Raw genomic sequence first — 14,137 nt, 5'->3', positions numbered from 1 at the left:
GTTTTAATCTAATGATTGAGGCTTTTTTTTGAAACAAATTACTAAAACGTTTTAGTTTGATAAAAAAATAACTATTCACTAATCATAAACCCAAAGAGATCAATATGAACTAAAAATTTACACCTATTCAAAAATACCATTCCGTTCCCAGCGGATAACAAACCAAACAAAAACTCAAACGATGAACAAAAAATTTACCAATTTAATTAAGCGAAAGCTTTTATTGAAAGGCTGTGCGCTTAAAATGACCACAGCATTATTGATGGTGGGCAGCTGCTATGATGCATCTGCTTCAGCAATTACCCTCCATTCAAACGAATATTCAGAAAATAGTAGTGTCGTTTCTGGCGTGCAGAAAGACATTGTAATCAGAGGTATAGTTAAAGATGAAACAGGTGCCGCACTTCCAGGTGCTGGTGTAAAAGTTAAAGGCACATCAATATCGGCTTCAGCTGATGTAAATGGTGCTTTTAGCATTACCGTTCCTGATCAGAACTCCGTATTAATTTTCTCTTATGTTGGTTACGAACTATTAGAAATACCTGTTGGCACCCAGACAAGCATTATTGTTAACTTAAAACCAACAGGAAATGACTTACAGGAGGTAGCAATTGTTGCTTTCGGTACGCAAAAGAAAGAAAGTTTAGTTGGCGCACAGTCATCAGTTAAGGCATCTGACTTACGACAACCCGTAGCCAACATCAGTTCTATGTTAGCAGGCCGACTTCCGGGAGTTGTGGCCGTAAATAGAAACGGTGAGCCCGGATCTACGAATGCTGATATCTGGATCCGTGGTATTTCCAATATTGGTGGAGATAGAAGTCCGCTAATTGTAGTGGATGGCGTTCCAAACAGACCAATTGATGGGTTAAGCTCATATGATATCGAATCTTTTACGATTTTAAAAGACGCGGCCGCTACTGCCGTTTATGGTATTAGGGGTGCAAACGGTGTAATTTTAGTGACGACCAAACAAGGTAAAGTTGGGCCACCACGAATTAATGTTGATTATTTCCAGGGAATTAGTCAATTTACAAAGAGCCCTAAATTGATTGATGGTGTTGATTATATGAACTTAGCAAACGAGGCTAAGCTTACAGAGTTTGTAAGAGGTGGTAGCGCCGGAACATTTACACCTCAATATAGCCAAACAACGATCAATAGAACGGCTTCGGGAGAAAACCCTGTACTTTATCCTAATGTTGATTGGTTGGATGCCATTTTTAAAAACTGGGGTCAAAATCGTACTGCAACAGCCAATTTATCAGGAGGTGTTAACAATGCGCGTTACTACGTATCATTAGGCTACTATGATGAAAATGGCTTATTTAAAACAGATAAAAACCAAACCTATGATGCAACCCAAAGTTTTGCAAGATATAATGTAAGCGCAAATTTAAACTGGGACATTACCGGTACTACCAAAATGGATTTGGGTATTAAGGGGATTTTAAGCTCTGGGAATTATCCTGGTGTTGATAATGCTCAAGGCGTTTTCAATCAGGCTTTCCAGTTAAACCCTACTTCTTTTCCTGTTTCTTATCCAAATGGTTCCATCCCAGGCATTAGCGCTCAATCTGATCAGCGCAATCCCTACGCCGATATTACCAGAAGAGGTTACAGAACTACTTTCACGAATCAGTTGTTCTCGAATTTGCGTTTAACGCAGGATCTAAAAGCGATTACACCTGGATTATCGGTAACAGGTATGTTCTCTTTTGATGTAAATAATACGAATAATATTAATCGTAATAAGCGTGAAAGTACATATTATATCAATCCAAACGATCCATACAACGCTGATGGATCGTACAAATACGGATTAACATTTAATGGCCAAAACTTTTTGGGTTATACCAGAGCCAATGGTGGTGACAAGAAAATGTACGCAGAACTTGCATTTAATTATAGCCGTACATTTGGCAAACATGCGGTGTCTGGTTTAGTCCTTTATAATCAAAACGATAATTTAAATGCTTTTGCCGATAATTTTACATTGGCTATTCCTTACAGAAGTCAGGGTATTGCATCTCGTGTAACTTACGCCTATAACGACCGTTATTTTGCAGAAGCAAACGTGGGTTATAATGGATCAGAAAATTTTGCACCAAATAAACGCTATGGTTTTTTCCCGGCTTTTGGTGTGGGATGGATCTTATCGAACGAGAAATTTTTTGAAGGCCTAAAAAATACTTTCCAGATGGTTAAATTCCGTTATTCTGATGGTATTGTTGGAAGTGGAGGTAGCTCAAATGGATATGTTACCAATGAAGGCGATCGTTTTTATTACCTAACTAAGGTAGGTTCTGCTAATGGCTATACTTTCGGACAAACAAGAAACATTTCACCAGGAGGTTTAAATGTAACTGCATACGGTGTTGATATTACCTGGGCTGAAAGTCGTAAACAGGATTTGGGCTTTGAGGTAAAAACCTTAAATAACAACTTATCTGTTATTGTCGATTTATTTAAAGAACACAGAACAGGTATTTTCTTAGGTAGAGGCTTGGTGCCAAACTATATTGGTTTAGTATCAAACCCTTCAGGAAATCTAGGTGAAACCAGAAACAAAGGTATTGATGGAACAATTGAATACAATGCAAAATTCAGTGATGATTTTGACATTACCTTTAGAGGGAATTATACCTTTAACAAAGATCAGATTGTAGAAAATGATCAGGCCCCAACCAAATATCCTTGGCAAGAACTAAGGGGAAGTAATATTTTGGCACGTACAGGATATATTGCTGAAGGTTTATTTACAAGTCAAGCCGAAATTAATGCAAGTCCTAAACAGTTTGGAACTTTGCTCCCTGGAGATATTAAATACAAAGATTTAAATGGTGATGGTATTATCGACGCATTTGACCGAACTATTATTGGCAGAGGCGACGTTCCATCAACAATGTATGGATTTGGATTCTCTTTGAGGTATAAAGGTTTCGATTTAGGCGCTTTTTTCCAGGGTCAGGATAATGCTGATATCATTTTAAGTGGTGATGCCATTCAGCCATTTACGGCATCAGGTGGCTTAGGCAATTTACATGCTATTGCTACAGACCGCTGGACGGTTGATAATCCACGTCAGGATGCCTTTTATCCAAGATTATCCTATGGTGTAAATAACAACAATTTTCAAACGAGTACCTGGTGGAAACGTGATATCAGTTATTTAAGATTGAAAAATCTTGATTTGGGTTACACAATAAAAAATGGAATCAAAAAAATTGGTATCAATCGTTTAAGAATTTATGCAACAGGTTACAATGTGTTTACGATCAGCAAGTTTAAACTGTGGGATCCGGAATTAGCCTCTAGTAATGGAACCAAATATCCGCTAACGACCACTTATACCTTAGGTTTTACAGCTAATTTTTAATCATCATGAAGAAGATATATATATTCACAATAGCAACCTTGCTGGTTTTAAGTAATGCAGGTTGCAAAAAATTCCTGGATCAGGTACCTAACGACAGGTTAACATTTGACGAATCGTTTGCCACCAAAGCTACCGTAGATCAGTTACTTGCAAACGTTTACTCTACCTTACCAGATGAAATGCAGCAACGTTTTCCTGCAAATGGTTATACAGCGGGTCCATGGACAGGCGCTTCGGATGAAGCAGATTACACCTTGCCAAGTAGTTTTTCAAATAACCTTAATAGTGGTAACTGGGATGCAACAACAGGACAGGTAAATACGATGTGGCAGTTATATTACAGAGGTATACAGGCATCGAGTAATTTTATGGCGAACGTTAGCAAATGTACAGACTGTAATTTAAATGGGGTTGATTTTATTTCCAGGTATTACAATGAAGCTAGAGCAATCAGAGCCATTTATTATTATTATTTGCTGCGTCAATACGGTCCGGTAATTTTATTGGGTAATGAGCCGATAGCTGCAGATGCACCGATTGAAACGATAAGTAAGCCTCGTAATTCATTCGATGAGTGTGTAGATTATATTGTAAGTGAGCTTGATGCTGTAACTGCAAATTTGCCTGCTATTCCGGTATCGAACGATGATTATGGTCATGTTAACAAAGCAGTTGCACAAGCCTATAAAGTACAGGTTTTATTAACAGCAGCCAGCCCCTTATTTAACGGAAATACAGACTATGCAAATCTTAAGAATAAAGATGGTAAACAATTAATTAGTCAAACGGCTAGTGCTGCAAAATGGAAAAGAGCAGCTGATGCGGCTAAATCTTTCATTACAACCTTTCCTAGTTTCACGCTGTATGTTAAAACAGGTACCACTCCTTTTCTTACTGCATTCCTTTCTTGTAGAGATGTAATGTTAACCGATTGGAATTCGGAGGTGATCTTTGCTAAAGGTAACGCCGATATCACCAATTTACAATATAACATGGCACCTAACCATAACAATGGAACTGGTGGTGATAAAGGAGGGTCGTTCCTGTCAGTTTCTCAGCAACTGGTAAGAGCGTATTTCATGGCTAATGGAAGATCAACTGATGATCCGCTTTCGGGTTATAGTGAAACAGGTGGATTTACCAGCTTTCAGGCGCCTGACGACAATGTTACAAGACAGGTTAGCAACATGTATGTGGGGAGAGAGCCACGTTTTTATGTGGGGATAACCTATACCAATAGAAAATGGATTAACCCAAATTCTAGCTTGATAACCAGTTTCGAATTTAACGGAAATGCAGGTAAAGGAAGCATCAGTAATACCGATTACTCAGGAACAGGCTATACACAAAGAAAAAATCTTTCTTTAAGTGGTTGGAGTACTGGTGGTAGAACAAATATTTTTATCCGCCTTGCAGAGATCTATTTAGATTATGTAGAAGCATTAAATGAATCTGATCCAGGTAATCCAGATATTTTAATCTATTTAAATAAAATCCGTGAGCGTGCAGGTGTTCCTCAATATGGAGCTGGAGCTAATGCATTGCCTATCCCCGCTGATATGCGTGATGCGATCAGAAGAGAGAGAAGGGTTGAGCTTGCTTTTGAATCTCATCGTTATTTTGATACAAGAAGGTGGAAAATTGCTGAAACTACAGATAAAGTAATTTTAGGTTTAAATATTCAAAAGAATGCTGCCGATGGCTTTTACAATGTGGTAACTACTGAATCTCGTGTATTTGATAAGAAACATTATTTATGGCCTATACCAAACGGTGAGGTTCAAAAAGTACCATTAGTCGTTCAGAATACAGGCTGGTAAAATCCATATAGCACCGGGTGTTTCACCTGGTGCTTTTTTAACCCATTAATACTACCGCTATGAAAAACATGTTATCGTTATCGGCAATTTTGCTGTTTGCTGTATTAGCCTGCAACAGTAAAAATGCACCATTAGAAACCGTAAAGCCAGCGCCACCGTTCGTAGAAAGCGTAGATCCGCCAGATGCACCACCTAAAACATGGAAGGAGCATTGGTTTGAACATGTTCAGTTGCTAAACCGTGTTTATTACGATACCAGCGTAGTGGTTTATTACGACGGCGATGTTAAACCCACTGTTGCCTGGCCAAAAACATATATGGCCGAAGCCTGGAACTATACCAAAAAAACTTATGGTAAATTCGGAGATGATAGCCGCTTATTTGTAATTTATCATGCAGGTAAATATAGCGGGGGGCACCCGGGTACTTATCTGGATGCAGGGCACGATTATAGAAACGTAACCGATTGCGGCGCCAGTAGCCTTGATGCCTGGACCACTGGCATTGATAATGACATTGATTTATCTACGCACGAAATCGGCCATATTGTAGAAGGCGCATCAAAAGGGGTAAAAGAATCGCCGGCTTTCGATATCTGGCATGATAGTAAGTGGATGGAGATTTATCAATACGATGTGTATTTAGGCTTAAACAGAACCGCTGATGCACAACGTTGGTACAATAAAATGATGACCGTTACCGACAGTTATCCTAAGGCAGGCACACAGTGGTTCAAGAATTGGTTTCTTCCAATTTATGAAAACTACGGTAAAGCAAAGGTTTTAAATGGTTTCTTTACCTTGTTGTCTCAACAATTTCCTAAACAACAAATCACTGTACAAGGTAAAAGCTATCAGCAATATACCAGAAAAATGAATTTTGGAGAATTTATTCACTTTTGGAGCGGGGCAGCGAAAGCAGATTTGGCACCGCTTGCATTAACAGCTTTTGGATCGAAAGACGAAAAAGGAGCAGACTGGGCGCCAATGCTGGCCAAAGCTAAAATCGATTTTCCAGCTATTACCTATTAAATTACAATATAATAAACCCACAGAAATGATTTTGCCAACAGCAAGATCATTTCTGCTTTTCAAAACCCACACAAAAAAATCATGATTAAGAAGTTATTATTTCTCGCGTTTATATCTTTTATAGGTGCAAATACTTTTGCTCAGAATAGAGAAAGAGAATACAAAATTACCATTAACGATAAAGACAGTGCTACCAATGCGATAGTAGATGCCAAACTTAAGGCGGCTTTTTTTCAGGTCTATCCAAAATTTGCCCAGGCAGATGGATACCGTACCAAAAGAAGCGTAGTGTTAGATCTGGTAACAGCAGAAACGCCAACAATAAAAGCCAAAGCTGGAGAAATTAAAGTAAACAGCCAGTGGGTTAAAAATAAATCACAAAAGAAAATCCAAAAGGAACTGTTTTCCGCACTCTCAAAAAACTGGGTTTCTTACAGTAAAGAAAAACACAAAGGTTATGAATTAACATTTATCAGCAAAGATCCGGACTTAGATCCGGCGTTAAGAAAAAAGTTGATCGCTACTTATTTCGAAATCTATCCAACCTTAGTTAAAACATTTAACGATAAATCGACACATGATGTGTTATTTGTAGTAGATACCGCCTATAAAGCAGTGGCAGAGGCAAGTGGAAACAGAATTTTGTTCAGTGCCGGTTACATGAAAGCACATCCAACCGATATTGATGTGGTAACACACGAAACCATGCATATTGTACAGGGTTATGGCTATAGTGCAGGCCCGGTTTGGCTCACCGAAGGTATTGCCGATTATGTACGCTATAAATATGGTGTTGATAATGTAGGTTCTAAATGGAGTTTGCCGGAGTATAATGCAAAGCAGAATTATAAAAACAGTTACCGCATTACCGCCAGGTTTTTTGCCTGGTTAGAGCAAAATGTTAAACCAGGCTTAATTGCTACTTTAGATCAGCAGTTAAGAGCGCATCAATATAATGAACAATCCTGGGCAGCCCTGACCGGAAAAACTGTCGACCAGCTTTGGGAAGATTACAGTAAAGAACCGCAAAAGGTAAGCCTTACTTATAGCAGCAAAAAATAAGAAATTTATTTACACAGAACGGTCGTCATCTCGACTAAAACGCAGTGAAATGGAGCGATCCATCCAGCAAAATTTTTCAACCCTGGTGCACTTCCCCCGAAATGATGACACGCTGTTTTGTAAAAATAATAATCACTAAAGTAAAATTTTTGAACATTTACTAAATCGTTTTACATATTATATTTATTTTGCAGAACTAAACATGCTAACCAAAGTAAAATCCATTCACCAATACCAATATAAACAGATGAAAAAAATATTTACTTTTTCGATTTTCGTAATGCTGGTTACGGCTTTTTCAGCTTTAAAAGCACAAGACATAACAAAGAAGAGTGGTTATACCTTATCGTTCGAGAGCAATTTTAAGGAATTAGATCCTCAGTTGAAAAAGCGGTTAATCAAAACATTTTTCGAAGTTTACCCAAAACTAGCAAAAGAGTATAATCCAGCCACCATAAAAGAAGTGAAATTTTTTGTAGATACGGCTTACAAAGGGGTAGCGGCAACTGCTGATGGTAAAGTAACCTTCAGTTCGATCTGGATGGTGAAACATCCTGAAGATATTGATGTCGTAACCCACGAGGTAATGCACATTGTGCAAGACTATGGCCGAAGCGTTGGCCCGGGCTGGTTAACAGAAGGGATTGCTGATTATGCCCGCTATAAATTCGGTGTCGATAATGCCGGCGCTAAATGGTCGTTACCAGCATTAAAGCCCGATCATAGCTATAAAAACAGTTATCGCATCACTGCAGGTTTTTTTGCCTGGATGGAGAAAAGTGTAAAACCAGGTATTATTAAAACCGTTGATGCTTCTTTAAGAGACCATACCTACACCAAAGATATCTGGACAAAATTAACGGGTAAAGATTTAGATGCACTTTGGGCAGATTATGTTAAAAATTCAGGAGTTTAAAATAAATACAAGCATATAAAAAACACAAACACAACAAATGAAAAGATTATTTATCGCTTTATTGAGTGTTGCGGCGTCAACCAGCTTCGCGCAAACAATAGGCAAAATTACAGATCCGGTAGATTGGATAAACCCGTTAATGGGAACAGCATCCAAACCATCACTATCTAACGGAAACACCTACCCGGCAATTGGTTTGCCCTGGGGAATGAACATGTGGACGCCACAAACTGGTAAAAATGGCGATGGATGGGCTTATGTTTACGATGCCGACAAAATCCGTGGCTTTAAACAAACACATCAGCCTTCGCCCTGGATGAACGATTACGGCGCTTTTGCGCTTATGCCAGTTACGGGTAAATTAAAATTCACAGATGATGAGCGTGCCAGCTGGTTCAGCCATAAAGCAGAGGTTTCTAAGCCATATTATTACAGTGTGTACTTAGCAGACGCTGATGTAACAACCGAAATTACGCCAACAGAACGTGCTGCCCAGTTCAGGTTTACTTTCCCTAAAACGGATAGTGCTTATGTGGTCGTAGATGCGCAGAATAAAGGCTCGTACATTAAAATTATTCCGGCCGAAAGAAAAATTATTGGTTATACCACTAAATATGCCCGTGGTCCGCTGCCTAAAAACTTCAAAAATTACTTTGTCATCTATTTCAACAAAGATTTCAAATTGGCCAAAACCTGGGATGATAAAAAACTTAACGATAAAGATTTAGAATTAACGGTAGATCATGCTGGCGCTGTTATTGGTTTCGCTACACAAAAAGGCGAGCAGGTAATTGCAAAAGTTGCCTCTTCGTTTATCAGTTTTGAGCAGGCTGATTTAAACCTAAAAAGAGAACTGGCTAATGATGGTTTCGATGCCACAAAAGCAAAAGGTAGAGCAACCTGGAACAAAACATTAAGTAAAATTGCAGTTGAAGGGGGCACGATTGATCAAACCCGTACATTCTATTCTGCAATGTACCGCACGTTGTTCTTCCCAAATAAATTATATGAAATTGATGCACAAAACCAGATCGTACACTGGAGTCCTTACAACGGACAGGTTTTACCAGGTTATATGTTCGCTGGTACTGGTTTCTGGGATACATTCAGGGCATTATATCCTTTCTTAAACCTGGTTTATCCTTCAATTAACAAGGAAATGCAACAGGGCTTAATCAACGATTATAAAGAAGGTGGCTGGTTGCCAGAGTGGAGCAGCCCGGGTTATGCAAACATTATGGTGGGTAACAACTCTGCTTCGGTAGTTTCTGATGCTTATATTAAAGGTATGCGGGGTTACGACATTGAAACCTTATGGCAGGCTGTAAAACATGGTGCAAACAACGAAGGTCCGATGGAAGCTGTTGGCCGCGATGGTGTTAAATATTACAATGAATTGGGTTATGTACCTTTCGATGTGAAAAAGAACGAAAATGCAGCTAAAACTTTAGAGTATTCTTATGATGATTTTACCATTTATCAATTAGGAAGAGCTTTAGGTAAACCAGCATCAGAGATCGATATCTATAAGAAAAGAGCCATGAACTATAAGAATCTTTTCGATCCGGCTTCGGGTTTAATGCGTGGCAAAAACCAGGATGGAACTTTCCAAAGCCCTTTCAGTCCGTTTAAATGGGGTGGTGCATTTACCGAAGGTAACAGCTGGCACTATACCTGGTCGGTTTTTCAGGATGTTGACGGTTTAGCCAGATTAATGGGAGGCCATAGTAAATTTGTAACCAAACTGGATTCAGTTTTCGCTATGCCTCCGGTATTTGATGAGAGCGCTTACGGTGGTGTAATTCACGAAATCCGCGAAATGCAGATTGCAAACATGGGCCAGTATGCACATGGCAATCAACCGATCCAACACATGATTTACCTGTACAACTACGGTGGTGCGCCTTATAAAACCCAATATTGGGTGAGAGAAACCATGAACAGAATGTACAAAGCTACTCCTGATGGATATTGCGGTGATGAAGATAACGGACAAACTTCTGCCTGGTATGTTTTCTCGGCAATGGGTTTCTACCCGGTAACACCAGCGGTTGATCAGTATGTTTTAGGTGCGCCTCTGTTCAAAAAGGTAACAATTACTTTAGAAAATGGTAAGACTGTTGTGGTTAATGCGGCGGCCAATAGCGATAACAATCGTTATGTCCAATCATTACAGATGAATGGTAAAGCCTATTCTAAAAATTGGATCAGCCACAGTGGTTTGCAAAAAGGTGCGGTGTTAAATTTCAACATGACAGCAACACCGAATAAAACCAGAGGTTCAAATCCAGCTGATTTCCCTTATTCATTATCAACAGAAAAATAGAAAAATAATTATCCATCGGGTAAAGTAATTTATCCGATGGATTTTAAATGAAATATCTAGCTTTAGGCTAAAACTAACAAACCAAGTATATGAACATCTCAAAGACGGGTTTTACAGCCATTTTCTGGCTTTGCGGAACCCTGTTGGCATTTGGCCAGCGTATTGATCTCAAAGATCTTTCAGCCTTTAAAAACCCTTCAAATTCATGGTCATTGGCCCAAAATGTGGTGGCCGACCTAAATGCCGAAAATGTTTTAAAAACAACCAAAGGCGAAGGGATATTGATTAATCAATCTACCGCGAAAAAAGCGGGTTCCGATTTATACACCGTAAATGAATATGGCGATGTAGCAGTAGAATTAGATTATTTAACAGCAAAAGGAACAAATTCAGGCATTTATCTTCAAGGTAATTATGAAATCCAGATTGACGATGCCTGGGGCCTTAAAAATCCAAGTTCATCAAACAATGGTGGTATTTACCAACGTTGGGACGATAGCAAACCAGAAGCCGAAAAAGGATTTGGTGGTGTTGCTCCCCGTCAAAATGCAAGTAAAGCGCCGGGTTTATGGCAGCACATTAAAATTATCTTCCAGGCACCAAAATTTGATGCATCAGGAAAGAAAACACAAAATGCTAAAATCATCAGTGCAGAACTAAACGGTGTGCTGATCCATGAAAATGTTGAATTATTTGGTGCAACCAGAGGAGCTGCTGGCGCTGAAAAAGCAAAAGGACCTTTACGTTTACAAGGCGATCATGGTTCGGTAGCGTTCAGAAATATCCAAATCAACGAACTATCAGAAATTCCAAAACCAAATCAAAACGGTGGCGCTGATCCAATTTATATTGAAGCAGCAAGCAACAACATGATCAGAAGTTTTGTTGATGTGGCACCAAGGGTACGTTCGGTACACGCTATTTCGGTAGGCGGACCAGAAAAAGTTGCCTATAGTTACGATTTAGATAATGGTACCCTGTTACAGGGATGGCACGGTGATTTTATCGATGCAACGCCGATGTGGGATGGCCGCGGAAACGGAACTTCGCGTGCTTTGGGCAGTGTTACCCGTTTCACTAAAAAACCTGTTCTGGCCGTTGCAAAATTAGCCGACGATCAGGCTAAATGGATTGCCGATACCGCCGGTACAGGTTTCAAAACCAAAGGTTATGTAATGGATAAACAAGACCGTCCGGAGTTTAAGTATATCATTAATGGAACAAATGTTACCGATGCCGTTAAGGTGATGGAAAATGGACAGGGTTTAACCAGAGAAATTGCTGTTGATAAACCATCAAAAGATTTATATTTCCTTTTGGCAACCGCTTCCAATATCGAAGAAGTGGCCAAAGGTTTATACCTGATTGATGATAAATCTTACTATATCCAGCTTGCTGAAGGATCTGCTAAACCCGTAATCAGAGAAGTTGATGGCAAGAAAGAAGTTATCGTAGCTATTGGAACTAAGTTAAATTATACCATTTTGTTTTAATTGGAATGACAATGAGAAATACATTTAAAAAATTAGCAATACTGGCATTAAGTTTTAGCTTTACTACAGTTTTTGCACAAGAAACACCGAAAGAAGAAGATTTTTTCAAAATAAATAAAGTACGCGTACCCGAAGGCCCTATTTTAGAAGTTGGTGGTTTAATTACCTTGCCAAATGGCGATTTGGGCATTTCTACCCGTAGGGGAGAAGTATATATTGTTGAAAATCCAACCAGTGCCAAGCCGTACTGGCGCAGGTTTGCCTATGGCCTGCACGAAATTTTAGGCATTGCCTATAAAAATGGTGCGATCTACGTAGCGCAACGTGGTGAGTTGACCAAACTGGTTGATAAAGATCAGGATGGCAAAGCCGATGTATACGAAACCATTTATGCATGGCCGTTAAGCGGACATTACCACGAATATAGTTTCGGTCCGAAGTTAATGCCCGATGGTACATTTATGGTTACCGCAAATGTGGCCTTTGGTGATGAGGAATGGTGGCGTGCCGAAAGCCGTGTACCAATGCGTGGCTGGGCTATGAATATTACCGAAGATGGTAAAATGAGTCCTTATGCTGCGGGTTTCCGTTCGCCGGCAGGGATTGGCAGTATTGATGGCCAGTTCTATTATACCGAAAACCAGGGCGACTGGGTAGGTTCAGGTGGTTTATGGAAAGTAAACAAAGGCGATTTTATGGGCCATCCTGCCAGTTTAAGATGGACCAACTTGCCAAACTCTCCGGTTAAACTGCAATCAGATTTCTTTTACTCACAAATAGATGAGCGTAGAACGAAAAACGAACAAGGAAGATACATCAAACCAGAGAATAGGGTAAACGAAACGTTTAAAACTTTATTCGACATGAAGAAAGTATTCCCTGAATTACGTTTGCCATCGGTTTGGTTACCTTATGGTATTTTAGGAATCTCTTCTGCAGAACCTGTTAAAATTCCTGCAAACACATTTGGGCCTTTTGCTGGTCAGATTTTAGTTGGCGATCAGGGAATGAGTATCATTTCGAGGATTTTTATGGAAACGGTTAAAGGTGAAGAACAAGGTGCAGCCTTCCTTTTCCGTAAAGGTTTCCGTTCTGGCGTATTGAGGTTAGAATGGGGTACTGATGGTTCATTATTTGTTGGAGAAACCAACCGTGGTTGGGGATCGGCAGGTGATGCCAACGAAGGTTTAGAAAGATTGGTGTATAACAATAAAACCCCTTTCGAAATGAAAGCCGTTAGGGCAATGCCTGATGGTTTTGAAGTGGAATTTACCATGCCTGTAGACCGTAAATCGGCTGAGGATTTAGCTTCGTATGATGCAGAGAGCTTCATTTACAAATATCACCCGGTGTATGGTTCACCTCCTGTAAATACGGAGAAATTAAAAATCTCCGGGGTTAAAGTTTCGGCAGATGGTTTAAAAGCCAGGATTATTGTACAAAACCTTCGTCAATATTACATCCATACCTTAACATTAGATGGTTTAAGATCGCAGGATGGTTTTTATTCTTTAGTGCATCCGGTAGCTTATTACACCCTAAACCAGATTCCTGACGGAAATAAACTTTCTGCCAGCGAAGTGAGTACCAAAAACTCAGCGGCACCGGTAAATGTTCCTGCTAAGAAAACTGCTGCCCCAAAAGCAACTGGCAAAACGCCTGAAGCAAAAGGAACAACTACTCCGGCTAAGCCTGCTGCTACAGCTAAGGCACCTACCTTTAAAGAAGTTGAAGGTTTGTTAACTAAAAATACCTGCCTGGCTTGCCATAATCAAACTAAAAGACAAATTGGCCCGCCATTCGTAGAAATTGCAAAGCGTAAATATTCAGCGGAGAAAATATTTCAGTTGATCCACAACCCACAGCCTCAAAACTGGCCGGGTTACTCAACAGAAATGCCTCCAATGCCGCAGGTTACGAAAGCAGAAGCTTTAAAAATTGCAGGCTGGATAAATTCCTTGAATAAATAAAGATAGTTTAATTGTTATGGAACGGTTGGTAGAAATACCAGCCGTTTTTTGTTTTACAAAAAAAAAGAATGGGGATTCCACTATTGCAGAATCCCCATCATCTAAATTAACGCTCTCATATACATAAACGCTATAAAAAC

8 protein-coding genes are annotated in these 14,137 nt (G+C 39.5%); all 8 read left to right on the top strand.

What is annotated here, in order from left to right; translation table 11 throughout:
* Positions 1-181: 181 nt before the first annotated feature.
* Positions 182-3,379: a SusC/RagA family TonB-linked outer membrane protein gene (locus AC07YT_RS24645; protein WP_086547646.1), complete on the top strand. Its 3,198-nt coding sequence runs from the start codon at positions 182-184 to the stop codon at positions 3,377-3,379.
* A 5-nt stretch (positions 3,380-3,384) separates the two neighbouring features.
* The gene (locus tag AC07YT_RS24640) at positions 3,385-5,199 is read left to right on the top strand and encodes a RagB/SusD family nutrient uptake outer membrane protein (RefSeq protein ID WP_086547645.1); all 1,815 of its coding nucleotides are present in this window, start codon (positions 3,385-3,387) and stop codon (positions 5,197-5,199) included.
* A 59-nt stretch (positions 5,200-5,258) separates the two neighbouring features.
* On the top strand, positions 5,259-6,230 hold the full coding sequence (locus AC07YT_RS24635; protein ID WP_086547644.1) for a hypothetical protein: 972 nt from the start codon (positions 5,259-5,261) through the stop codon (positions 6,228-6,230).
* Positions 6,231-6,311: 81 nt separating this feature from the next.
* A complete protein-coding gene (locus AC07YT_RS24630) occupies positions 6,312-7,292 on the top strand; it encodes a basic secretory protein-like protein (RefSeq protein WP_086547643.1) in 981 nt (326 codons plus the stop codon).
* A 247-nt stretch (positions 7,293-7,539) separates the two neighbouring features.
* On the top strand, positions 7,540-8,208 hold the full coding sequence (locus AC07YT_RS24625; protein ID WP_086549405.1) for a basic secretory protein-like protein: 669 nt from the start codon (positions 7,540-7,542) through the stop codon (positions 8,206-8,208).
* A gap of 37 nt (positions 8,209-8,245) precedes the next feature.
* A complete protein-coding gene (locus AC07YT_RS24620) occupies positions 8,246-10,534 on the top strand; it encodes a GH92 family glycosyl hydrolase (RefSeq protein WP_086547642.1) in 2,289 nt (762 codons plus the stop codon).
* A gap of 89 nt (positions 10,535-10,623) precedes the next feature.
* Positions 10,624-12,027: a 3-keto-disaccharide hydrolase gene (locus AC07YT_RS24615; protein ID WP_086547641.1), complete on the top strand. Its 1,404-nt coding sequence runs from the start codon at positions 10,624-10,626 to the stop codon at positions 12,025-12,027.
* 11 nt (positions 12,028-12,038) lie between these two features.
* Positions 12,039-13,997 carry a hypothetical protein gene (locus AC07YT_RS24610; RefSeq protein WP_086547640.1) on the top strand — a complete coding sequence of 653 codons (1,959 nt, stop codon included), beginning with the start codon at positions 12,039-12,041 and terminating at the stop codon, positions 13,995-13,997.
* The last annotated feature ends 140 nt before the right edge of the window (positions 13,998-14,137 follow it).

The sequence above is a fragment of the Pedobacter sp. GW460-11-11-14-TSB4 genome, assembly GCF_059423705.1.
This window is presented reverse-complemented; position numbering and strand designations above follow the sequence as displayed.